The organism is Chloracidobacterium thermophilum B, from assembly GCF_000226295.1.
Lineage (GTDB): Bacteria > Acidobacteriota > Blastocatellia > Chloracidobacteriales > Chloracidobacteriaceae > Chloracidobacterium > Chloracidobacterium thermophilum.
In genome coordinates this window covers 2,340,568-2,361,515 of the sequence record NC_016024.1, presented here as the reverse complement: position 1 = coordinate 2,361,515, position 20,948 = coordinate 2,340,568, and the positions used below count along the sequence as shown (strand labels likewise).

General features: G+C 63.8%; 18 protein-coding genes. 7 read left to right on the top strand and 11 right to left on the bottom strand.

Going from position 1 to position 20,948, the window contains the following annotated elements:
- Window positions 1–91 precede the first annotated feature (91 nt).
- Window positions 92–1,024 (bottom strand): ACP S-malonyltransferase, encoded by a 933-nt coding sequence (fabD, locus tag CABTHER_RS09765; protein WP_014100475.1) that lies wholly within the window; start codon window positions 1,022–1,024, stop codon window positions 92–94.
- A 157-nt stretch (window positions 1,025–1,181) separates the two neighbouring features.
- Between fabD and CABTHER_RS09760 the strand changes: the two genes are divergently transcribed.
- The 3 genes from CABTHER_RS09760 to CABTHER_RS09750 are packed head-to-tail and all read left to right on the top strand — an operon-like array spanning window position 1,182 to window position 3,902.
- Window positions 1,182–2,345, top strand: coding sequence for a 1-deoxy-D-xylulose-5-phosphate reductoisomerase (locus CABTHER_RS09760; protein WP_014100474.1), 1,164 nt, complete (start codon window positions 1,182–1,184; stop codon window positions 2,343–2,345).
- A gap of 27 nt (window positions 2,346–2,372) precedes the next feature.
- Window positions 2,373–3,452 carry an SMP-30/gluconolactonase/LRE family protein gene (locus CABTHER_RS09755; RefSeq protein WP_014100473.1) on the top strand — a complete coding sequence of 360 codons (1,080 nt, stop codon included), beginning with the start codon at window positions 2,373–2,375 and terminating at the stop codon, window positions 3,450–3,452.
- Between the two features lie 24 nt (window positions 3,453–3,476).
- On the top strand, window positions 3,477–3,902 hold the full coding sequence (locus CABTHER_RS09750) for a DoxX family protein (protein ID WP_014100472.1): 426 nt from the start codon (window positions 3,477–3,479) through the stop codon (window positions 3,900–3,902).
- A 63-nt stretch (window positions 3,903–3,965) separates the two neighbouring features.
- Here CABTHER_RS09750 and CABTHER_RS09745 read toward each other — a convergent pair whose 3' ends face one another.
- The 6 genes from CABTHER_RS09745 to CABTHER_RS09720 form a co-directional block, all read right to left on the bottom strand.
- Complete coding sequence (locus tag CABTHER_RS09745) at window positions 3,966–6,098, bottom strand: penicillin-binding protein (RefSeq protein WP_014100471.1); 2,133 nt, start codon at window positions 6,096–6,098, stop codon at window positions 3,966–3,968.
- The gene (locus CABTHER_RS09740) at window positions 6,098–6,436 is read right to left on the bottom strand and encodes a hypothetical protein (protein ID WP_014100470.1); all 339 of its coding nucleotides are present in this window, start codon (window positions 6,434–6,436) and stop codon (window positions 6,098–6,100) included. The genes CABTHER_RS09745 and CABTHER_RS09740 overlap by 1 nt, the downstream gene beginning before the upstream one ends.
- Window positions 6,437–6,508: 72 nt before the next feature.
- On the bottom strand, window positions 6,509–7,450 hold the full coding sequence (gene rsmH, locus CABTHER_RS09735; RefSeq protein ID WP_041569848.1) for a 16S rRNA (cytosine(1402)-N(4))-methyltransferase RsmH: 942 nt from the start codon (window positions 7,448–7,450) through the stop codon (window positions 6,509–6,511).
- A gap of 162 nt (window positions 7,451–7,612) precedes the next feature.
- Complete coding sequence (locus tag CABTHER_RS09730) at window positions 7,613–8,806, bottom strand: class I SAM-dependent RNA methyltransferase (RefSeq protein ID WP_014100468.1); 1,194 nt, start codon at window positions 8,804–8,806, stop codon at window positions 7,613–7,615.
- A 52-nt stretch (window positions 8,807–8,858) separates the two neighbouring features.
- Window positions 8,859–10,373, bottom strand: a complete 1,515-nt coding sequence (locus tag CABTHER_RS09725; protein WP_014100467.1) for a leucyl aminopeptidase — start codon at window positions 10,371–10,373, stop codon at window positions 8,859–8,861.
- 230 nt (window positions 10,374–10,603) lie between these two features.
- Window positions 10,604–10,807 carry a hypothetical protein gene (locus CABTHER_RS09720; RefSeq protein WP_148264018.1) on the bottom strand — a complete coding sequence of 68 codons (204 nt, stop codon included), beginning with the start codon at window positions 10,805–10,807 and terminating at the stop codon, window positions 10,604–10,606.
- Window positions 10,808–11,217: 410 nt separating this feature from the next.
- Between CABTHER_RS09720 and CABTHER_RS09715 the strand changes: the two genes are divergently transcribed.
- Together CABTHER_RS09715 and CABTHER_RS09710 are read left to right on the top strand one after the other, a co-directional pair.
- Complete coding sequence (locus CABTHER_RS09715; protein ID WP_014100465.1) at window positions 11,218–11,793, top strand: RNA polymerase sigma factor; 576 nt, start codon at window positions 11,218–11,220, stop codon at window positions 11,791–11,793.
- Window positions 11,794–11,800: 7 nt separating this feature from the next.
- Entirely contained in the window at window positions 11,801–12,568 is a 768-nt protein-coding gene (locus tag CABTHER_RS09710) for an anti-sigma factor family protein (protein WP_014100464.1), read from the top strand.
- 68 nt (window positions 12,569–12,636) lie between these two features.
- Here CABTHER_RS09710 and CABTHER_RS09705 read toward each other — a convergent pair whose 3' ends face one another.
- Both CABTHER_RS09705 and CABTHER_RS09700 read right to left on the bottom strand, forming a co-directional pair.
- Window positions 12,637–14,724 (bottom strand): anaerobic ribonucleoside-triphosphate reductase, encoded by a 2,088-nt coding sequence (locus CABTHER_RS09705; RefSeq protein ID WP_014100463.1) that lies wholly within the window; start codon window positions 14,722–14,724, stop codon window positions 12,637–12,639.
- Window positions 14,725–14,925: 201 nt separating this feature from the next.
- Window positions 14,926–16,260, bottom strand: a complete 1,335-nt coding sequence (locus CABTHER_RS09700; RefSeq protein WP_148264017.1) for a hypothetical protein — start codon at window positions 16,258–16,260, stop codon at window positions 14,926–14,928.
- Between the two features lie 309 nt (window positions 16,261–16,569).
- Here CABTHER_RS09700 and CABTHER_RS09695 point away from each other — a divergent pair, with 309 nt between their 5' ends.
- Window positions 16,570–18,672, top strand: coding sequence for an elongation factor G (locus CABTHER_RS09695; RefSeq protein WP_041569197.1), 2,103 nt, complete (start codon window positions 16,570–16,572; stop codon window positions 18,670–18,672).
- 91 nt (window positions 18,673–18,763) lie between these two features.
- Here CABTHER_RS09695 and CABTHER_RS09690 read toward each other — a convergent pair whose 3' ends face one another.
- A complete protein-coding gene (locus CABTHER_RS09690) occupies window positions 18,764–19,819 on the bottom strand; it encodes a threonine aldolase family protein (RefSeq protein ID WP_014100459.1) in 1,056 nt (351 codons plus the stop codon).
- On the opposite strand from CABTHER_RS09690, the gene CABTHER_RS09685 reads away from it, so the two are divergent.
- The gene (locus CABTHER_RS09685) at window positions 19,818–20,177 is read left to right on the top strand and encodes an MGMT family protein (RefSeq protein WP_014100458.1); all 360 of its coding nucleotides are present in this window, start codon (window positions 19,818–19,820) and stop codon (window positions 20,175–20,177) included. The genes CABTHER_RS09690 and CABTHER_RS09685 overlap by 2 nt on opposite strands.
- Before the next feature lie 22 nt (window positions 20,178–20,199).
- Here the strand turns inward: CABTHER_RS09685 and CABTHER_RS09680 are convergent, their stop codons facing one another.
- Entirely contained in the window at window positions 20,200–20,898 is a 699-nt protein-coding gene (locus CABTHER_RS09680) for a peptidylprolyl isomerase (RefSeq protein ID WP_187288370.1), read from the bottom strand.
- Window positions 20,899–20,948 lie beyond the last annotated feature (50 nt).

Below are 20,948 nucleotides of genomic sequence, written 5' to 3'. Positions count from 1 at the left end.
CACATCGTGACAGCGGAACGGAAGCCATCGGGTCGTTTGGGGCAAGTACCTGGCAGGGCTGCTGCTGACTGTTGCACAAGCCGGCGTTTTGTCAAGGCAGGCGCATCCCGGCTACGAAGGTTTCGAGGGTCTGCGGGGACTCCACCTGGAAAGTGACGGCTTCGGGCACGATTTGCCGTACCAGCCCGGTGAGTACTGTTTTGGGTCCAACTTCGACAAAAGTCGTCGTCCCCTGGGCAACGAGGGTCTGAACCGACGCGACCCACTGCACCGGCGCGCAGACCTGCGCAATGAGGTTTGCCCGCACCGTTTCAGCTTCGGTCGTGGGCTGGGCGTTGACGTTGGCCACCACGGCACACTGTGGCGGGTGAAAGGTCAGCTCGGCCAAATCCCGCGCCAGTTTTTCTTCCGCCGGTTTCATCAGCGGGCAGTGAAACGGCGCACTGACGGGAAGCTCAATGGCCCGGCCCTTGCGTGCCCGGACCAGCCCGGTGGCGCGTTCCACCGCCGGACGATGGCCGGCAATGACCGTCTGCTGCGGGGCATTGAAGTTGGCCGGGCGGCACAGCTCGCCGTCCTGCTCAGCTTCGGCGCACAGCGCCGTGACGGTCTGGGCGTCCAGCTTGAGAACGGCCGCCATGGCCCCCACCCCCGGCGCAACGGCTTCCTGCATGTACTGTCCGCGTCGCCGCACCACCCGGACGGCATCGGCAAAGTCGAGCACACCAGCCGCGACAAGGGCGCTGTATTCCCCCAGGGAATGCCCGGCTACGATGCCGGGGGCAAAGCCCTGCCGGCGCAGGACGCGCCAGGTGGCTACGGCGTGGGTCAGCACGGCCGGTTGGGTGTTGGCCGTGAGGTTGAGTTCGGCTTCGGGTCCTTCAAAGCACAGGGTACTGAGGGCAAATCCCAGGGCATCATCGGCTTCCTGGAAGGTTTCACGGGCTTCGGGAAACGCGGCGGCGAGGTCGCGCCCCATGCCGACGTACTGCGATGCCTGTCCGGGAAAAAGAAAAGCCAGCATAGTGAAACATCCATCCGCGCCGGACCGGTTCACCGGAAGCGGTCATCAACGCTAAAGCAGACTCAGGCTTTGTGGTTGCATACGTTTTCGGAACCGATAGACTCGCGTCAAGCACGGATGCGCCGGCAGCGCACTTTTTTGTTTCTGGAAACAGCTCATGACAGGACTGGCCATTCTCGGCTCGACGGGTTCGATTGGTTGCAACACGCTTGATGTCGTCGAGCACCTGGCGCCCCGCTTTACGGTCGTGGCGCTCGCCGCCGGGCGGAACGTCGAACGGCTGGCTGAACAAATCCGGCGCTACCGTCCACAGCTCGTCGCCGTGGCAGATGAGGCTGCCGCGCAGCAGCTTCGGCAACTCGTTGCGCCGGACTGGACGGGTGACGTTGCCGTTGGTGTGGAAGGGATGGTGGCTGTGGCCACCCACCCGGCAGCCGCCGTGGTAATGTCGGCCGTGGTCGGCGGACGCGGACTGCTCCCGACGTTGCGCGCCATTGAGTTGGGCCGCCGCGTGTGCATTGCCAACAAGGAACCGCTCGTCATGGCCGGCGAACTCATGATGCGCCGGGCGCGGGAATGTCAGGCGGAAGTCCTGCCGGTGGACAGCGAACACAACGCCCTGCACCAGTGCCTGCGGGGCAACGCCCGCACGGAAGTGTACCGCCTTGTGCTGACGGCCAGCGGCGGCCCCTTTCGGACGCTGCCGGTGGAGGACTTTCCCCGGATCACACTGGCAGAGGCGCTGCGGCATCCAACCTGGACAATGGGGCGCAAAATCACCATTGATTCCGCCACCCTGATGAACAAGGGGCTGGAAGTCATCGAGGCCCGGTGGCTGTATGACCTGCCGCCGGAGCAGATCGAAGTCGTCATTCATCCGCAGTCGGTCGTGCATTCGCTCGTGGCTTTTGTGGATGGCTCAACGATGGCGCAGTTGGGCGTAGCCGATATGCGGCATCCGATCCAGTACGCCCTGACTTACCCGGAACGCCGGCCGGCGCCGGTTGAACGGCTCGACCTGACGGCCGTGGCCAGGCTGGAGTTTTATCCGCCGGACCCGGTGAAGTTTCCGTGCCTGCGGCTGGCCTACGAAGCCTTGCGCGCCGGCGGTACGTTCCCGGCCGCACTCAATGCCGCCAACGAAGAAGCCGTGGCAGCCTTTCTCGAAGAACGCATCCGGTTCGTGGATATTCCCTACGTCATCGAGACCACGCTGGCCCGGCACGATGGACAATCCACCACGTCCCTTGAAGCTGTGTTGGCAGCGGATGCCTGGGCCCGGCGTGAAGCGCAGCAGATGATTACCGCCCTTGGCCGGTAGCCGGGAATGAAGTGAAAAGGAGTGCCTGTGAAAGTTGGGAATCTCATCCTCGCCTGCGCCAGCATCGTGCTGCTGGGCGTTCTCTACCTGCTCTTTTACCCGGTCGGGATTGATGCCGCTGCCTGGACGCCGCCGCCGGCTCCAAAGCTGGAAGGGGTCTATGCCGTCAACCAAGCGTTGGCTGGAGTGGCCCGACTTGGGGCCGAGGTCATTGTTGGGTCGGAAGATGTGGCGGTCGGCCCCGATGGGCGTCTCTATGCCGGCGCGAAGGATGGCACCATCTACCGCCTGCCGGTCGAGGGAGGGACGCCGGAACGGTTCGCTTCCACGGGTGGGCGGCCGCTGGGCCTGAAGTTTGACCAGCGCGGCCACCTGATCGTGGCGGACTGCTTTCGCGGCCTGCTGGACATCGCCCCCGACGGCACGGTGTCGGTACTCAGCACGGAAGCTGGCGGCAAGCCCTTCCGGTTTACCGACGATCTCGACATTGCCGCTGACGGAACCATCTATTTCACCGATGCTTCGTGGAAGTTCGGCCAGCCTGAATACCGTCTGGACTTCCTGGAGCACCGCCCCAACGGACGCCTGCTCGCCTATGAGCCGGCAACGAAGACGACGCGCGTCGTGCTCGACAATCTGTACTTTGCCAATGGCGTCGCCATCAGTCCTGACCAGCAGTTTCTGGTGGTGGCCGAGACGGCCAGGTACCGGCTGCTGCGCTACTGGCTGGCCGGCGAGCGGCGCGGCCAGGTTGAGCCGCTCATCGAGAATCTGCCGGGCTTTCCCGACGGCGTTTCAACGGGTCAGAACGGCGTGTTCTGGGTGGCGCTCTTTGCCCGGCGCAACCCCGTGCTTGACCGTCTGCTGCCACAGCCCTTCTGGCGGAAAATGGTGGTGCGGTTGCCGCGCACCTTTCAGCCGAAGCCCGACCACTACGGTTTCGTCCTTGGCATCAACGACCGGGGGGAAGTCATCCGAAACCTTCAGGACCCGGCCCCCACGGCCTTTGCGCCCGTCACCAATGTGGTCGAATACGGGGGAAGGCTTTACCTGGGCAGTCTGGAAGACAAAGGCATCGGTGTCTTTCCGCTTGAGCCACCAAAATAAATTCCAACCGGATGGAGAGATAACGTGAAAAACCTGCTCTGGCTGCCGTGGCTTGACCGGCTCTCGGCTGGCGGCCCCTTTCTGCTGCGTCTGGCTGTTGGCGGTGCGATGGTCATTCACGGTTCGCAAAAGCTCTTTGGCGATCCGGGCCGGTTCATCGGTTTTGTCGGGAAGTTGGGATTTCCGCTGCCGACGGTCTTCGGCTGGGCGGCCATTGCCGCCGAGTTTTTGGGTGGATTGGCCCTCGTGCTTGGTCTGGCGACGCGCTGGGCCGCCGTGTTTGTGGCTTTGACGATGGGTGTCGCTGCTTTCATCGCCCATGCCAACGATGGCTTCAACAAGCAGGAATATCCGCTCGTGCTGATGCTGGGCGCGCTGTCGTTGCTGTTTTCAGGCGCGGGCGCGTGGTCGCTCGATGCCCAGCTTTCCAGGTTTTCCAAAGCAGACTGAACCTGCGACACATCCGGGTGCGGTTGCGCGGGTGCGGTTGCGGCGCGTTGCCGACAAAAACGCCTAGTGATCAAGTGTGGCCTGACACGCCATGCCTTCGGTGATCAGGGTGCCGGGAGGGACGGATTGTGTCCGTACCGTGCCGAATCCGGTCGCTTCCAGCCGGACACCAACCTTGGCGCAGGCCGTCAGGGCCGCCCGCAGGCTGAGTCCGCGCAGGTCGGGCATCCGCCGGGCGTCGCCGACCGTGACGACTGAAGTCGTTTCCGGGTTCGGGGGCGCAGCCAGAACCGTTGCCTGTGTCGTGGGGAGTCGTAGCGGCGCCGGGCGGTCTGCCACCTCGCCGTCGGGGGTGGCTTCGGTGGGAATGGGCGCTCCGGCGGCCCAGGCCGGGTCAATCTCCGGTGAAGTGTCGGGTGGTATCTTGAGCAGCGGCAACAGGGTTTCCACGACGCGGGCAAAGATCGGGGCGGCAGCATCCCCGCCGTGGTGGCGTCCGTAGGGTGGCTCATCGATCATGACGGCAATCGCCAGCGCCGGGCGGGTTGCCGGCGCAAAGCCGACGAACGAGGCCACGTAGCGCGTTTCGGAGTAGCGTCCGCGCTCGACCTTTTTGGTCGTCCCCGTTTTGCCGGCGGTTGTGTAACCACGCACGGAGGCCCGTTTGCCTGTGCCACGTTCAACTACGGCCCGCATCAACTCGGTCATCTCACGGGCGGTTTCGCGGCTGACCACGCGGCGGGTACGCGGCTTGATGTCGAGCAGCACATCCCCGGTGGTCGAGACGATACGCCGGGCCACATGGGGCTGAACCCAGACGCCTCCATTGGCAATTGTGGCCGCGGCGGCGCACAACTGAAGCGGCGTCACATTGACGCTGTAGCCCATAGGCACCGCGCCCAGCAGGGCATCGCTCAACTGGCCGACCCCGCCCGGCGTTTCTCCGGCCAGACCAACCTCGGTTGGCTGCCCGAAGCCAAACCGTTCGACGTAGCGCAGCAGCCGGTCGCGTCCCAGCCGGAGGCCGGTTTTGATGGCAGCCACGTTCGAGGATTTCGCAAAGGCTTCTTCGGCCGTCAGCGCCCCGTAGCGCCCGCCGTCGAGAATGGTGTGGCCGTTCATCTGGATGGACCCGCCTTGGCAGTCAATCTTTTGCTGGCGCGTCAGGAGCTTTTCCTCGAAGGCGCCGGCGTAGGTGACGATTTTGAAGACCGAGCCGGGTTCGTAGTGGTCCATCACGGCCCGGTTGCGATACCGGCGCAGCAGCGCCTCGGCGTCTCGGGGTGGTTCGTGGAGCGGGTCGCCGAAGGAAGAAGCCAGCGCCAGGACTTCACCCGTCGCCGGTTCGAGAACGGCAATCGCCCCCCCTTTGCCCCCCTGTTCCCGGAGGGCTTCGGTCAGGATACGTTCAACTTCAAACTGTATCTGCGCATCGAGCGTCAGGATGAGGCTTTGCCCGACTTCGGGGGCGGTTTCGAGGACGTTGAACACCTTGCGGCGCGCGTCCTGTTCGACGATGACCCGTCCGGGACGGCCCAGAAGATGCTGCTCGAACGCCCGTTCGACGCCGGCTTTGCCGCGTTCTTCCACTTCATCCTCGCTGAGGCCGACAAAACCGATGACCGATGCGCCGACCAGTCCCTGGGGGTAATGGCGCTGCATTTCGGTCACGAGTTCAACGCCCGGCAGCCCCAGATTCTGGATGGCCTTTTCCTCTTCCGGGCTGACTTTGCGCTTCAGAGCCACGAAGGGCCGCTTGCTGGTGAGCTTTTCCAGCACCTTGTCCGCATCCAGCCCCAGAACGGCTGCCAGCGTGGCCGCCAGTTTCCGCCGGTCTTCTTCGGGACGGATATTCTGCGGGGCCACATACACCGAAGCGACCTTGAGGCTCGTCGCGAGTTCACGGCCCTGGCGGTCGAGAATGGTGCCGCGCGCCGGCGTTGTCCTGAAGGTTTTTTGCTGCTGCTGCTCGGCTTTTTCACGCAGCGTTGCGGCCTGATAGACCTGGAGCTGGACGAGTCGCCCGATGACAATGAGCATCCAGAGGCCGAGCAGCCCGCCGATGGTGACCAGTCTCCAGTCCACCGTCACTGCCGGGCGGTCGGCGGCCGAAACCCGCCGCCGGCGCGTCATGGGCGTTGGGGCGTTGCGGATTGGCGCGGCAATGCGTGTGGTCAGCGCCCGTCCGGCAGGCATCAGCGACGCACCTCCACGCGGACGGTCTGGCTTGGCCGTGGCGGGGAAAAGTTGTGGGCGCGGGTGGTGCCGCTGAGCAGCAACGGCGAAAGCTTACGCTGCCGCTCAATTTCGAGCCGTTGCCGTTCACGGGTCAGTTCGTCGAGTTGTTTGCGTAACTGGTCGGTTTCGTAACTCAGGCGCAGGGCTTCCAACTGCTGCCAGGCCGCGAAGCCAAAACCTGCGGCCAGCACCAGCCCGATGATCCCTACCGTTGACCACCGGAAAAACAGCCGCCAGTCGAGAGAGGGGCGGCGCGGCCGGTTGGCAACCGGGGAAACATAGCGATAGCGAGACATACCAGCCTCTCCACCATGTCGTTGAGATGTCCCCCCTGAGTTCGTTCTTGGCACGGGCGCGCGGCTGCCACGTTATGGAAGTCGCTCTGCCGCACGGAGTTTGGCGCTGCGCGCCCGTGGATTGGAAGCGACTTCGGCGTCTGTCGGGATGATCGGCCGCCGGTGCAGAAGCCGTAGGCGTGGCGTCGGCGTCACCCGGCGTCCCCAGAAGTCGGTCGGCGCGTCATCGTCCGGGATGCCGGCTTCCCGGCGCAGCGCCCGTTTGATGGGGCGGTCTTCGAGCGAGTGAAAGGTGATGACCGCCAATCGTCCACCCGGTGCAAGGACATCCGTGGCCTCCGAGACGAAGGTTTCCAGGCCGTCCAGTTCCCGGTTGACGGCAATCCGCAGGGCCTGAAACGTACGGGTTGCCGGATCAATCCGCTGCGGGCCGCGCTGTGGAATGGCCTGCCGGACAATGGCCGCCAACTGGCCGGTTGTCCTGATGGGGGTCTGGCGGCGGGCCTGAACGATGCGGTACGCAACCTGGCGCGCATAGCGTTCTTCGCCCCACTGCCGGATCAACTCCGCCAGCGGCTCTTCTTCCCAGGTGTTGACGATGTCCGCGGCCGTGACCGGCTGCGAGGTGTCCATGCGCATGTCGAGCGGCCCATCGTGGCGAAAGCTGAAACCACGCGCCGGTTCATCGAGCTGCCAGGAAGAAACCCCCAAGTCCACGAGGATGCCGTCCACCTCCGACCATCCCGGCTGGTTGAGTACCGTTTTCAAGGAACGAAAGTCAGCGTGAACGAAACACACCTGGTCGCCATACCGGGCAAGACGTTCTGCGGCCTGGCGCAGCGCGCTGGCATCCCGGTCAATGGCAAGCACCTGTGCGCCGGCCGCCAGAAGAGCGGCGCTGTGACCGCCAAGCCCGACCGTCCCATCCACAAACCGCTTGCCCGGCGTCGGCGCAAGGGCCGTCAGGACTTCAGCCGCCAGGACCGGCGTGTGTTGCGGGAGCGGGTCAGGCATCATGAGCGACTTCAGAATCACCTTGCCAGAGCGGGATAGTAGGCAGCCTCCGGCCGGGGGTCAAGCCGGAAGAAGGCTTTTTTCGGGAACAACCGGCCTTTCTGGAAAGGTTTAGTTGCTGGAAGAAAAGGTTTTACCTGATGTTCCGGTGCGTGGGCGGCGTCAGTTGCCGGCATCGCCCCGTACAAGCTGCGCCACGACTTCAACGTGGGCCGTCTGGGGAAACAGGTCCAGTCCGACGAGCTTCGTCAGGCGATAACCGTGCGCCAGCAGCACTTTCAGGTCGCGCGCCAGGGTCGCCGGATGACACGAGACATAGACAATCTGCCGGGGGCGAATTGTCACCAACCCCGTGCGGACGGCGCTATCGAGACCGGCACGCGGCGGGTCCGCCACAAGCCAGTCCACCCGGTCGGTAAAGGCAGCCGCCCGCATCTGCATCCACCGGGCGCAGTCTTCGGCGACGACCTGGGCGTTGGTCAGTTGGTTGTGCCGGATGTTTTCGCGGGCAAAGGCCACGGCATTCGGAGAGGCTTCAATGGCCAGCACCTGCCGGAACTTCCGCGCCAGCGGCAGGGTGAACAAGCCCACGCCGGCATAGAGATCGAGAGCCAACCCGCCGAAAGGCAGGTCGTCCGGCACGACTTCAGCGACAAGCGCCGCCACGAGTTCCCGGTTGACCTGAAAAAAACAGCGTGCGTCGTAGGTATAGACGAAATGCCCGATGCGGCGGGTAACAGGGCGACCGGGAAGGTCAGCAAAAGCCGGGAAGGCAGACAGCCCATCGTCATCCCCAAGGGCAATGTCCAGGGTTTTGCCAGCCAGAGAGGACGGTGCCTGTTGTCGCAGGACAGCCGGAAGCCGGGCCAGCGGCGGCGCCAGCAGCGGACAGGTCTCGATGTCACACAGGTCATTGGTGCCACTCGCATAGAACCCAACCCGCAACCGCCGACCATCGGCGGCCAGCTTGAACTGGACGCGGCTGCGGTAGCCCCATTCGGGGCCGGTTCGCATCGGGACGGGCCCGTCCCAGGCAATTTGTCCCAGGCGCAGCAGCGCCTCGCGGATGAACGCCTGCTTGGCCTCGACCTGGGCGGCATATTGGACGTGTTGCAACTGACAGCCGCCGCACGTGCCATAGTGTGGACAGGGCGCGGCACGCCGCACCGGCGAAGGCTGGAGTACTTCCAGCAGGCGGCCGCGCGCAAAGGTGGGTCTTTCTTCAACCAGGCGAACGCGCACGAGTTCACCCGGCGCTGTCTGCGGAATAAAGACGGCACGCCCATCGGGCAGGTGGGCCAGCCCTTCGCCGCCGGCGACGAGACGTTCAATCCAGAGTTCGAGGGAGTCGTCCATCGGGCGCCCCCTTCCTGACGACCACGGGGTGTCGCGTGAGAGCGCCCTGTTTCTAGTTCACCTGCGCGGCGGCCATCTGTTCGGCAAGTTGCACAACGGTACGGACGCCAAAGCCTGTCGGTCCTTTTGCCATGTCCGGCTTGTCGCTATCGAGCCAGGCCACGCCGGCAATGTCCAGATGGACCCACGGCACGTCTTCGACGAACTCCCGCAGAAACCAGGCGGCTGTAATCGAGCCGGCATACCGGTTGCCCAGGTTCTTGATGTCGGCAATGTCGCTTTTCATCAGCTCGCCGTATTCCTCGTCCAGGGGCAACGGCCAGACCTTTTCACCGGCCGCCGCCGCCGCCTGCTTGACACTTTCGATGAACGCGGAGTCCGTCCCCATCAGCCCGGCGCGTTCCTGACCGAGTGCCACCATGACGGCACCGGTCAGGGTGGCCAGATCGAGGATGTGCGTCGCGCCGCCGTCCTTGCGGGCGTAAGCCAGAGCGTCACAGAGAACGAGCCGCCCCTCGGCATCCGTGTCAATGACCTCGATGGTTTTGCCATCGTAGGAATGCAGCACGTCGCCGGGCTTGTAAGATGTGGATGAAGGCATGTTTTCGGCAGCAGCAACGTAGCCATCCACAGCCATCGGCGGCTTGAGGCGGGCAATGGCCTGCATGGCGCCGATGACGGCCGCCCCGCCCGACATGTCGTACTTCATTTCCCACATCGCATCCCGTGGCTTGAGGCAGATGCCGCCGGTGTCAAAGGTAATACCCTTGCCGACGACGGCGAGGCGCGGCCCCTGGTCTCCGTTGGTTCCGGCCGGACGGTAACTCAACCGGATGAGTTGTGGTTCCTGGGCGCTGCCCTGTCCGACGGCCAGCAGCGCCCCCATGCCCATCTCCGCCATCCGGTCACGCCCGAAAATCGTGCATTCCAGCCCTTCACGTTCCGCCATGGCTTGCGCCCGCCGGGCCATTTCAGCCGGAGTGAGCTTGTTGCCGGGTTCCTGCGCCAGCGTACGGGCAAAGTTGACGGCCTCGGCCAGCGTGATGCCCCGGTCCACGCCCTGGCGAACCGTGGCTTCCGCCGCGCTCATGGCCGGCGTCAGGCACAGAGTCAGGGAAGTGATCGTCGTGGTGTCTTCTTTTGGCTTCCGGTACAGGGCCGGGTCATAGAGACCGGTGATGACGCCATCCGTGATGGCCGCGGCTGCCAGCATGGGGTCGAGGTGGTCACGCAACACGATGCCAAGGGAAGTGACGCCTTTTTTGGCGGCAACCCGGGCAACCTGGGCGCTGCGCTGGCGAAGCGCCCGGTAGTCAAACTTCTCCCTGGCTCCGGCGCCAACGAGGATCAGGCGTTTGGCTTCAAGGCCACTGGTCGCATGCAGGGTAACGATGTCCCCGACCTTGCCGCGCATCTCCATGCCAAAGACCGTGGGCAGCAGCCCTGGGAGAGCCGCGTCAAAGGGCGTCAGTTCCGGGCTGGCCGGCGTTTCTTCCTCGAACACAAAAACGGCCACCGCATCTGTGGCCAACGTACGCGCGTCGCGCGTCCAGATGTCAACGTTCATGCCGGAAAGGAACTCCTTGGGGTGTGGGAATGCCTGGGTTGTGGTGAGCTTCTATACTACTTGGCAAAACTTCAGAAACAAGCCCTGTCTGGGCAGTGCAGAACCCCTGCCCCCAACGGCAACGCCCGAAAAACGGCGGTAATGACGCACAAAAAACGGGTATGGGAAGCACCGCTCCCATACCCGAAAGTGAGACGCAAAGTCTCCGCATTGCCTGCGGACGGATGCGTTTAGAACTGGTTGGCCATCACAAAGCCACTGGGCGTTTCGGCTTTCTTTTTGCGGCGGCGGCGGCGTTTCTTCTTCATCGTCTTCGTGGTGCCGGAGCCGCTGTCGGCCGTCGGCTGTTCCTGGGCATAGGCCGTCTCGATGACGCCGAAGGTCGTGACCCCCATGACGAGGGCAACGAACAGTGCAAGAGCTGCTTTCTTCATCGTGTTGCGCTTCCTTCCTGTGAAATGGCGTTTGACTGTGGATGCCGCCCCGTCGGGCGGCTGTCCACACTGTTCCCGGAACAACTTGCGTGCCATACCGGGAAAGGGGCGGTTTGTCTGACCAAGTTATTCAAAAACAATACTTTGTCTGTCCGCTACGGATGGTTGCGGAGCTGGTTTGTCCGGGCTGTGGGGCAAATTGGCCGGACGTGTGGCAGCCATGGCGGCCAAAATGCCACACTGTCCAGGGCAGCCCGGCCGTGACGCGCGCCCGGCAGGGAAGCCAGCCCTTGAACATCCAGCCTTGAAAATCCGACTTTGCGACCCTCGGTGGCGTCTTATGTCGTGCGCCGGCGAATGGCGCGCAAGAGATGACCAACCAACGTGGCCGGCAGGGAGAACACGGCTCTATGGTGGAAGCGTCGGACCTGGAACTGGTCGAGCGTACGCTGGAAGGTGAACATCATGCCTTTGAAGTGCTGGTACGGCGCTGGGAACGCCCGATTTTCAGCCTGGCCTACCGCCTGAGCGGTTCGGACGAAGACGCCCGCGATGTCTGTCAGGAGACCTTTCTCGCGGCCTTCCGCCATCTCAAATCCTTTCGCGGAGAGGCGAAGTTTTCGTCCTGGCTCTACCGGATTGCGCTCAATGCGTGGCATTCGCGCCAGCGCCGCCAGCCGGCAGAAAGCCTGTCGCTGGAGGAGCAGGCTGAAACCCGTGGGTTTGATCCGCCGGATACGGACAATGCCCTCGACGAGCGGCTGCTGCGGGATGAACGGGCGCAACTCGTCCGCCGTGCCCTGGCGGCTTTGCCAGCCGAGATGCGGCAGGTCATCGTGATGAAGGAATATGAAGGGCTGAAGTTTCACGAAATCGCCGAGGTGCTCGGCATTCCGGTCAGCACCGTCAAGACCCGGCTTTACACGGGGCTGACCCTGCTGCGCCGGCGACTGGAAGGATTGGGGTTCTCCCCCGGCAAGGAGTAGCACTGTCATGACCACACCACGCAAACCCGCGACGGACAAATCCGCAATGGCCTGTGACCGCAGTTCGGACCTGGTGGCGTATCTCTACGGCGAGGCCACGCCCGCCGAAATAGCCAGCTTCGAGCGTCACTTGCAGACCTGTCCTGTCTGCCGGGCTGAACTCGAAGGTTTGCAGACCGTACGCACGGCGCTCCAGAGCTGGGAAATGGATGCCGTAGCGCCCCGGTTACAGCTCGTCATCCGTCCGACGGTGTGGCAGGCGTGGCGGGAGTTTTTCGCCCTGCTCCCGATGTGGGGCAGACTGGCTACCGGGGCGGCAGCCATCGTTCTCGTACTGTCACTGGCCAACCTGCGGCTGACCGTTGGCCCCCAGGGGGTATCGCTGTCCACCGGCTGGTTGACCGGCCCCGAACTGGCCCGGACGCCGCAGCCTCCGGCGGCCGTGCCGACTGTGCCGGACCTGATGCCACGCCAGACAGGAACTTCACCGGCCACAGATGACCCCGCGTTCCAACAGGCCGTGACCCGCCTGGTGGCAGAAGCGTTGGCGACCCAGCCACAGGCGCGCGACGCCGAGCTGGAAGCCCGGATAAACGCCCTGCTCAATGCCCGCCTGAAGCAGCAACGCGCGGAACTTGTGCGACTTGTCAATCAGCTCAATCGTGAGCAGCGTCTGCAACTGGCCGCCTGGATTCGGGAAAGCGAGCCGCGGTCGAGTCCCGACCTGCTCGATCTGGTCAGCACCTTTCCCGTGGCTGAGGAGGGAGATGAATAACCGGAGCCGGCCGCCGTCCACACCGTGCCGTCCATACTGGATGGCTCAGCTGGACTGCGGCGAATGGCTCACAGGTCGGCAGGTGTGAGCCGCGCGCGCTGCCGTCGTTCGGCTTGCGCGGCGGGCGACCAGCCCGAAACACGACTGTAGCGGTTGGTGGACTTGGCCAGCGTCTCCACGTGGCTTGAGCCGCACGACGGACAGTTCCCATGGCTTCCAACGGCGACATGACCGCAACTCCGGCACAGGGTGAATTCGGGTGACACCATCAGCCCTGTCGCCAGCCCGTCGGTACGCAGGTCGGCCACGAGTTGGGCAAGCTGCTCCGGCGTTGGCAGTTCATCGCCAAGCCAGACATCCGTGGTGGCGTTGAGCAGGCTGCCGCGCTGAATCTGCCCCTCCCACTGGGCGCGCTGGCGGGGCGGAAGAGCGACGGACGGTGACAGCTTCGCGCTGTTGACGTAGTTCCCTTCGTTGTCCAAATCCGCCGGCGAATAGCCCTCGGCAATCGTTTTGGGAAAAAATCGCGCGTCCATGTGGGCAAAGCGTTCCGTCATGCCTTCCGTGTGGGATTCGGCCAGCGTGAAGTGGGTTTTGTGCCGGGAGGTGAGGCGAATCGCCTCGGCCGTCAGGTGGGCGATGACTTGGGCACCGAAGTCGCGTGCGACGGAAGACTCGTGCAGCCGGTAGCCTGTGACGGCCTGCGCCAGATCGTCCAGCCCGACCGGGCAGAGGCGGTGTGTCGTGCGGTGCAATCGCAGAAACGGACGCCCGCCCCGGCGCGCCGTCAGCAGGGCCAGTGGCCCATCCTCGCCCCGGGCCAGAAGTTTTTCCAGAAACACCCGCTTTTCCAGGTGAGCCTGCGCGGCAATGTCCATCAGCCGCGTCAGTTCCTCAAATATCTCGGCAGTTTTGCCGGGGGAGGCGCGGTAGGCGGCACGGGGCAGGTTGATCGCTATGGCCTGAAAGGCAGCCGTGCACCATTCATCTGTGGTCGTGTCGGCAAAAACCGTTGCGTACGGCAGGCCAAACCGATGCAGAAAGGCCTGCTCCGGGGTGTGGTCAAAGACAAACCAGACGTTGCCCCGTTCAAGTACGGCCCGGCAGGCTTCTGTCACCAGGGCCTGCCATTCCGCATCATCGTCTTCCGGCGTGACGTGCTGAACCAGACGCAGCCCGGAAAGGGGAAGCTTCTGTCCATCGCCGTCCCGGTAGGCCGCAAAGAGCGCCCGGAGAAAGCGCCGCGCCGTTGGGGTGTAGTCCTGATAGGTTTTTCCGGTCAGGTTGCCGCCCGGACCAATCGCCGGCCGCCGGGCCAGATAGGCCGGCGCGCACCAGTCAAGGTGGATGACGCACGTCGGGGTGATGCCGCCCCGCCCAACGGCCGGGGCCGACAGCTCGAACATCAGGGCTTCCGCCACCTGGAGCAGTTCACGCTCGCCAAGGTCTGCGAGGTAGGGTGCCAGACTGAAGTTGACGGCATCCCATTCGACCGCGCCATTGACATAGCCCTGAAGCGCCGCCGCCGACTTCACCAGGTGTGCTACGAGCACTTCGGGATGCCGGGCCGGACGGGAAGCCGCAAAGCGGTTGGGCAGGGCAAAGCCGTGGCGTTTGACGACATCCGGCGACTGCATGATGGCGTACGGGCGGTCAATCGCCCCCAAATCCTGAATAAAGATGTCCCCTACCAGGTGTGCCTCGGCAATCGGCGCCGAAAAGACAGCGAGCAGGGCGTATTCGCGTTTGATGGCGGCGGCAATTTCAAGCCCCGTGCCTTCCGGGGTGAGCGGCAGCAGAGACGCCGGCGAACCACCTTGCTTGATGAGACGGTCAATGTCGGACAACGGCAGCCCCAGGCGGGAATAGGCGCGGTATTCGGCATCAAGACCATATTCGATGAGCTTGGCATCCACGAGCGTGCGGAGCAGCGAGGAAGTCACCCGGCGCAGCGCCGATTGCTGGATGATGGCTTCGATGTCTTGAGCAATGCGCTGGGCAAGTTCGGGGCGAAGTCCGGTCTCGCGGCGCAGTGACTCCACGATGCGCCGTGCGTCAAAGCCGGCGACGCTGTCGTCTGAACGACGAACGACGACCTGTGCCGTCGTGGCGTCCGGCGGTTCGGACAACGACTCGACAGGCGATGGCTCGTTCATGCGGCTCTCTCCTGCGCTGGCAGAACGGTCTTCGTGCGCGATGCCACGGGGTGTCAAGCCTGGCCGTGTGAATGAACTGGCGGTGTGCGTGGCGGCCGTCCTGGTTGCCAACGCCCGAACGGCCCGCCGACAGTCCGGCCAAACACTGGAAAAGTAACACATTGCTCCGGTCAGCTCAAAAACCGATGCCCCGGCCTGAACTCACAACGGTTTGCCGGAAGTGCCCGGCAGCGTGCCAGCCAGATGCTTGAGTATGGCCGGAAGGTCGGCCGTCGGCGGCAGGCCTTCCAGGATGAAGACATCCACGCCCCGCCGCTCAATGTGGACACCCTCGCCCGTCACCACGTCTGATGCCGAGCGTTCGGCCGGTGCATGTTCAAAGCGCCGTTCGGGAAAACGGCGGGCCGTCCGCGCCACGTACGCTTCAAAAAAGGCCTGGCTGCTGGCGGGGTTGTCCCAGCGGGTGACTTGTACAAGGCAGAGCTGGCCGGTCGGACGGTGTTCGTAGAGCGTTGAGCGGTCGCCGCCCCACCCCTGGGCGGCCCGGCGGGCCTGCTTTTCATCGAGAAATTCGCCCAGAATCAGCCGGTAGCCAAACTCACCCTGCACATCGTCGGTCAGCCGTTGCCAACCGGGGCCCAGCAGTGCCGCCAGGTCGGGCCGGGCAATGGCGACCGGGCGTTCGCGGGCAAGGTATTTTTCCGGGTGCAGGACCTGCTCTGTGCTTTCCGGCAGGTCGGTAAACGCCTGTGAAACCTGCGTCCAGCCACCTTTGCGCAACAGCGCCTGGACGAAATCCGCCCCACTGGCATAGGGGAAGAGCAGGGACAGCCGGATGGCTTTTGGCGCTGCCGTCAGGGCCGGGGATTTCCGGGGGTCGTTATCTATGACGCCGAAGTTTTCCAGCAGGGTGCCAATCGAAACCGGGAGTTTCTGGATGTCCATCCGGCCGTCCAGGGCATAGGCGATCATGGTCACGGTCGCATCCCCTTCGATGAGTGAGTGGATGGCGAGGTCGCGGTCGCTGTTCCCCTGGGTCGGTTTTTCAAACCGGCGCAGGTCAAAGTGCTGATCCTGCAGCGCGTGCGTCAGTTCGTGGGCGATGGCAACCCGCTGGCTATCGGGGTCGTCGTCGTCCAGGCTCTCGGTCAGCACAAACTCGCCTGTTTTCGGCCGGTAAAACCCGGCAATCTGCTCGGTCAGGACGCGGATCAGCTCATCGCGCAGCGCATAGTCTTTGGGAATCAGCCCCAGTGCGACGAGCATTTTGGCCTGGTTGGCAAACTCTTCAGGCGTTTGCGAGGCATCGAGGTCCTGGATGACCACTCGCTCGACTTCCTTGCGGGAGCGGTAGCCCGACTGCACCGGACGCTTGATGGGCAGCTCCCGCAGCCGTGACACATCCCGCAGGATGGTCCGCGTCTCCGCCAGGGCCCTGGCCACCTTGGGCGGTACGGCGCGTTGCTGGGCCGGCACCAGCGGAATGAGAAGCAACAGAAGCCAGAGACTGACTGCCCGGCCAACCCAACGTGGCATGAAACCTGCTGACATGGTGATGTTCCCCCTGATGCGCGGTGCGTGAAGTGAGACCGCCGCCCGTTTCGCCGGGGGCGTCGCGCGATGGTAGGTCAAAGTGGGCAGCAGATAAAAGTTGGCCCGAAAAGTTTTGCCTGCGGGCGCCTCCGCAAAGTAAGTTTTAATACCTACGCTTTCCGCCACCTGTCTTCACCTGGTGGCATGCCGTGGTCATCGCTCGATTCCAGCAGTGCGTCATCGCTGCGCCACCACGCCAACGATGGGCGCACTCCCCGAACAACCCTCAGACTGGAAAGGAGTTTTTGCGGCATGAAAGTTTTCGCCACCCCTCACCTACGCAACGTCGCCCTCGTTGGTCATGGTCACGCCGGCAAGACTTCACTTGTTGCGGCGATGCTCTACGCCATGGGGGCGACGCCCCGCCTTGGCAAAGTCGCGGATGGAACGGCCCTGACGGACTTTGATGAAATTGCCATTGCGCACCAACTTTCGACGCAGACCAGTGTCGCGCACGGCGTCTGGCGCGACCACAAGCTCAATCTTCTCGACACTCCGGGGGCAACGGCCTTCATTCTCGACAGCCGCCTGGCCCTGCGCGCGGCCGAAACGGCGCTCATTGTCCTCGACGCGCACAACGGCGTCGAAATCGGAACGGAAACCGTCCGGCAGTACGCGGCTGAATTCAATCTTCCCTGTTTCGTCTTCATCAACAAACTCGACAAGGAGCAAACCGATGTGGAGTCCTGCCTGCAGGTGCTGACCGAGCAGTGTGATTTGCGGCCGGTGCTGCTCCAGATTCCTATCGGCATTGAGAAGCAGTTTCGCGGTCTTGTGGATGTTGTCCGCCAGCGGGCGTTTCTCTACCAGACGGACGGCAGCGGGGCCTTTGTCGAAGCCGATGTGCCGGCCAACCTGCAGACTGCCGTGGCCAAGGCGCGGGAAGCCCTCATCGAGCGGGTGGCCGAAAGCGACGACCGCCTGCTGGAAACCTTCTTCGAGCAGGGCACGTTGACGGACGAGCAGGTGCTGGCCGGATTGCCGGCTGCCATCCGCTCCCAATCCCTGACGCCGGTCTTCCTCGGCTCGGCGACGCTCAACATCGGCATCCCGCAACTGCTCGATGCCCTGGTGTCAATTGCCCCTGACCCGGCGCACGTCGGCGGCTGGCTGGGGATGTCGCCGCTCGACGACAACCTCGTGTCGCCGCGTCATGTGACTGACGATGAGCCATTTGCCGGCTATGTCTTCAAAACGCTCGATGAGCAGTTCAATCGAATCTCGCTCTGTAAAATCGTTTCCGGCATCCTGCGCCCGGACTCCCTCGTGTTGAACGGCAGCCGGGGTGCACTGGAAAAGGTTGCGGCCCTTTACACACTCCAGGGGCGGCAACTCGACAAACTGACGGAAGCCCACGCCGGCGACATCGTCGCCCTGACCAAACTCAAGGACACACACACGGGGGACACCCTGTGCGACAAGGCGGCCCCGGTGCGGTTTGCTCCCGTGACCATGCCGGAACCGGCCATTTCCTTTGCCATCGAACCGAAATCGCGCGCCGATGAAGACAAGCTCTCCGGCGCCATGCTGCGCATCCTCGAACAGGACGGCACGCTGCGTTATGCACGTGACCCGCAAACCAGGGAATTCATCCTTTCAGGAACAAACCAGCAGCACATTGAGCTGACCGTCGAACGTCTCAAGGTGCGTTACGGAGTGGAAGTTGCCATCCATGCTCCCAAAGTGCCTTATCTGGAAACCTTCAAGGGGCGGGTCGAAGTTCACGCCCGGCACAAGAAACAAACCGGCGGACGCGGTCAGTTTGGCGACTGCAAGTGCATCTTTGAAGCGCTGCCCCACGGTACAGGCTTCCGTTTCGTGGATAAAATCGTCGGCGGCGTCATTCCGCAGCAGTTCCGCCCGGCGGTCGAAAAGGGAATTCTGGAAGCGGCTGAACACGGAGCGCTGGCGGGCTATCCCGTAGTGGATTTCCAGGTCGAACTGGTGGATGGCTCCTACCATACGGTTGACTCAGATGAGCTTTCCTTCAAGCTGGCCGGACGCAAAGCCTTCCGCGCTGCAATGGAAAAGGTCAAGCTGGTGCTGCTTGAACCAATCATGCACGTGGTTGTGAGCGTACCCAACGAGTTTGCCGGCGACGCCATGAGCGATCTCTCCACCCGTCGCGGCCGCATCCTGGGCATCAATGCCAAGGGAAACCGGCAGATTGTCGAAGCCCACGTGCCACTGGGTGAAATGCTGACCTACGCCACGGCGCTCAACTCGCTGACGAGCGGGCGTGGCAGCTACACGATGCGTTTTGCCCACTACGACGAAGCACCACCGCAGGTGACGCAGCGGGTCGTGGCGGAAGCACAGGCAGCCGGGCGCGTCCGGGCGCTGGAAGAAGTCTGAACCTGATGGCTCCCGCGGAGCCTTGCCTGTGGCCGGAAGGGTTGCCCTTCCGGCCAAGTTTTTTGGCGCGGCTCGTGACGTTTGAGAGCTTTCAGGAAAGCCGGTTTTTCAGAAATCCGGCAATGGCCTCAACGGCCCGTTGACACGCACTGCGGGGCGCGTCACGGTGCGTCACAAAGCGAACGGTGTACGGCCCGGCCGGCCCGGCCAGAACGCCGCAGCTTTTCAGTCCGGCGCAGAAGTCGGAGGCGGTCATCCCGGTTGGCGTCACGTCGCACATGACGATGTTGGTTTCGACGCGGGTCAGGTCCACGTCCAGCCCTGGCAGTTGTGCCAGCTCAGCAGCCAACCAGCGGGCGTTGGCGTGGTCGTCGGCCAGATGGGCCGGGCCTTCTTCGAGGGCAACGAGTCCGGCCGCCGCCAGAACGCCGGCCTGCCGCATGCCGCCGCCAAGCATCTTGCGAACCGTGCGCGCCCGTTCGATGAAATCGCGCGTGCCGAAAACAAGCGAGCCGACCGGTGCGCCCAAACCCTTGGAAAGGCAAATCATGACGCTCGAAAAGCCCTGTGCCAGTTCAGCGACCCGAAGCCCACAGGCCACGGCGGCATTGAACAGTCGCGCCCCGTCAAGGTGGACAGGCAGGCCGCACGCAGCCGCTTCCTGTAGAATGCGGGCGACGGCAGCGGGCGGGGCAACGGTTCCGCCGTGCATGTTGTGGGTGTTTTCAAGGCAGAGAAGCGCCGTCCGGGTACGGTAGTACACTCTGGGCTGGATGGCGGCGGCAATGGCTTCCCAGGTTGGCAGTCCCCGTTCGCTCGGTACGAGCCGGGGCGTCAGCCCGGAAAGCGCCGCTGGCGCACCCAGTTCCCACTCGTAAATGTGGGCGCGCGCCTCGACAATGATTTCGCTGCCCGGTGGTGCGTGCAGGCGGAGGCAAATCTGGTTACCCATGGTGCCGGTTGGGACAAAGAGCGCCGCCTCAAAGCCAAGCAGCGCAGCCGCGCGCTCCTGCAATGCGTTTACGGTGGGGTCTTCAAGATAAACATCATCGCCAACCGCTGCCCGGTACATGGCTTCGCGCATGGCTGGCGAAGGCTGCGTCACGGTGTCGCTGCGTAAGTCAACAGGTGCGTCATCAAGCGTCATGAAACCGGATTCCTGTAAGAATGAAGATGAAAACGATGAACTGTCGCCTTTTGCGGCCGTCTATGCCTGGGTGCGCCGGATTCCGCCGGGGCGCGTCATGACCTACGGGCAGATTTCACGCCTCATCGGGGAACATCTTTCGGCGCAGGGCGTCGGCTGGGCGCTGCGGGCGAGTATCCGGCAGGCCGACGGGCTGCCCTGGCACCGGGTGGTCAATGCCCGTGGCGGCATCAGCACGGGCAGGCTATCGCTTCATCTCGCCGCAGAGCAACGGGCGCGGCTGGAAGGCGAAGGCGTCGTGTTCCGCGCTGACGGGACGCTCGATCTGGCCGAGTATGGCTGGCAGCCGGAGGTCTGACGGAAGCCTGACGGAGCTTTGGTTACGGTTTGGCGGCGTTGGTCACGGTTGACGGATAGATGACCCGAATTGTGCGCACTTCAACCCGCTCGGCAGGTTTGTCGGCCGTGCCCGGCTCGATGGGGGTCTCGGCAATTTTGTCCACGACATCGAGACCTTCGACAACCCGCCCAAAGACCGTGTACTTGCCATCGAGCGACTCCAGCCGCCGCAGGCAGATGAAGTAGTGGGTTGTGGCACTGTCGGGATTGCTGCCGTGTGCCATGGAGAGGATGCCCTTGTCGTGGGGCATTTCGTTGAATTCCGCCTTGAGCGGTGAAGTGTCAAAGCGCAGACGGCGGTTGGGGCTGTCAGCCGGCCACTTGGCCGGGTCGCCTCCCTGAATGACGAAATCCCTGGCAATGCGGTTGAACTCCGTGCGGTCGTAAAAACCCTGTTCCGCGAGGCGCAGAAAGTTGCGCACGTGGTTGGGGGCGACTTCGGGGAAAAACTCCAGGACGATGTTGCCGGCTGAAGATTCGATGACGGCGCGTACCTGTTTGAGTTCTTCGACGGAGAGCTTTTCGGCCCGGCTGGGTTTCGGGGCAGCCGGCTCAGGGGGAACGGTCGGGCGTGTGGGCGCCGGACGCGCGGCCGGACGCCGCTGCTGCGCGATGGCCTGCTCGCCAAACACCAACAGGCTGCCAAGAATCAACATCCATCCTGCGACTCGCCACACCATGGCTGGCATCCTCCCTGCACACTGCCGTGAATCGTGCCTGATGACTGCAT

Excerpts from the sequence above, each read along its gene's own strand:
- fabD (WP_014100475.1), bottom strand. The coding sequence starts at position 1,024 with ATGCTGGCTTTTCTTTTTCCCGGACAGGCATCGCAGTACGTCGGCATG.
- CABTHER_RS09760 (WP_014100474.1), top strand. The coding sequence starts at position 1,182 with ATGACAGGACTGGCCATTCTCGGCTCGACGGGTTCGATTGGTTGCAAC.
- CABTHER_RS09745 (WP_014100471.1), bottom strand. The coding sequence starts at position 6,098 with ATGCCTGCCGGACGGGCGCTGACCACACGCATTGCCGCGCCAATCCGC.
- CABTHER_RS09740 (WP_014100470.1), bottom strand. The coding sequence starts at position 6,436 with ATGTCTCGCTATCGCTATGTTTCCCCGGTTGCCAACCGGCCGCGCCGC.
- rsmH (WP_041569848.1), bottom strand. The coding sequence starts at position 7,450 with ATGCCTGACCCGCTCCCGCAACACACGCCGGTCCTGGCGGCTGAAGTC.
- CABTHER_RS09730 (WP_014100468.1), bottom strand. The coding sequence starts at position 8,806 with ATGGACGACTCCCTCGAACTCTGGATTGAACGTCTCGTCGCCGGCGGC.
- CABTHER_RS09725 (WP_014100467.1), bottom strand. The coding sequence starts at position 10,373 with ATGAACGTTGACATCTGGACGCGCGACGCGCGTACGTTGGCCACAGAT.
- CABTHER_RS09720 (WP_148264018.1), bottom strand. The coding sequence starts at position 10,807 with ATGAAGAAAGCAGCTCTTGCACTGTTCGTTGCCCTCGTCATGGGGGTC.
- CABTHER_RS09715 (WP_014100465.1), top strand. The coding sequence starts at position 11,218 with ATGGTGGAAGCGTCGGACCTGGAACTGGTCGAGCGTACGCTGGAAGGT.
- CABTHER_RS09710 (WP_014100464.1), top strand. The coding sequence starts at position 11,801 with ATGACCACACCACGCAAACCCGCGACGGACAAATCCGCAATGGCCTGT.
- CABTHER_RS09705 (WP_014100463.1), bottom strand. The coding sequence starts at position 14,724 with ATGAACGAGCCATCGCCTGTCGAGTCGTTGTCCGAACCGCCGGACGCC.
- CABTHER_RS09700 (WP_148264017.1), bottom strand. The coding sequence starts at position 16,260 with ATGCCACGTTGGGTTGGCCGGGCAGTCAGTCTCTGGCTTCTGTTGCTT.
- CABTHER_RS09695 (WP_041569197.1), top strand. The coding sequence starts at position 16,570 with ATGAAAGTTTTCGCCACCCCTCACCTACGCAACGTCGCCCTCGTTGGT.
- CABTHER_RS09685 (WP_014100458.1), top strand. The coding sequence starts at position 19,818 with ATGAAACCGGATTCCTGTAAGAATGAAGATGAAAACGATGAACTGTCG.
- CABTHER_RS09690 (WP_014100459.1), bottom strand. The coding sequence starts at position 19,819 with ATGACGCTTGATGACGCACCTGTTGACTTACGCAGCGACACCGTGACG.
- CABTHER_RS09680 (WP_187288370.1), bottom strand. The coding sequence starts at position 20,898 with ATGGTGTGGCGAGTCGCAGGATGGATGTTGATTCTTGGCAGCCTGTTG.